Genomic DNA, 693 nt, shown 5'->3' on the forward strand with positions numbered 1-693 from the left:
CATTCATGTTGGTCTGCACCTGTTTAATGGTGCTCGACCGATGCAGCATAGGGGCGCTACGAATTGCCCCGCTTATCTTCACCATGTTGGGGATGAGCTGGTGAGGCGGGGGCGCTTGTACAGACCGTCGTCTGGCACCAAAAAGGACTGGGCTCGCCTAGAATAAATGCGCGTCATGAAAACTCCGTTTGTTCTATGTGTGAGTGCAGAGTGAAAGTCCCCAATTCTGCGGCTCGGCCTGTAATGCAGCCAGACAAGCTCGGTGCCTGATGCAGGTGGGCTGAGTAGGACTTGGCCATTCCAACGAAAAAGCCCCGCCAATAGCGGGGCCTCTTGAGAGCAGCTGGCTAGTTACGCCACCAAGATCTTTAGCCGTTGAGTGCGTCTTTCAGGCTTTTGCCCGGCTTGAACGATGGGTTCTTGGACGCTGCGATATCCATGCTCTGACCGGTCTGCGGATTGCGACCCGTGCGGGCAGCCCGCTCCTTCACTTCGAAGGTGCCGAAGCCGGTCAGCGAAACAGTGTCGCCCGCCTTCAGGGCGGAGGTGATCGCGTCGAGAGTGGCATCCAGGGCGCTGGTGGCCACCGCTTTGGGCAGGTCACCGTGGGAGGCAATTTGATCGATCAGCTCGGATTTTTTCACGTGTACACCTTGGTGGTTTTTCAAATTGGGCCAGCTAGATGGCACCGGT

At 57.1% G+C, this 693-nt stretch carries 1 protein-coding gene; it reads right to left on the reverse strand.

The window, feature by feature from the left end; translation table 11 throughout:
* Positions 1-368 precede the first annotated feature (368 nt).
* Positions 369-644, reverse strand: coding sequence for an HU family DNA-binding protein (locus QKY98_RS23570; protein WP_284671698.1), 276 nt, complete (start codon positions 642-644; stop codon positions 369-371).
* Positions 645-693: the final 49 nt, after the last annotated feature.

The organism is Pseudomonas sp. HR1 (genome assembly GCF_030175875.1).
GTDB classification, from domain to species: domain Bacteria; phylum Pseudomonadota; class Gammaproteobacteria; order Pseudomonadales; family Pseudomonadaceae; genus Chryseomonas; species Chryseomonas oryzihabitans.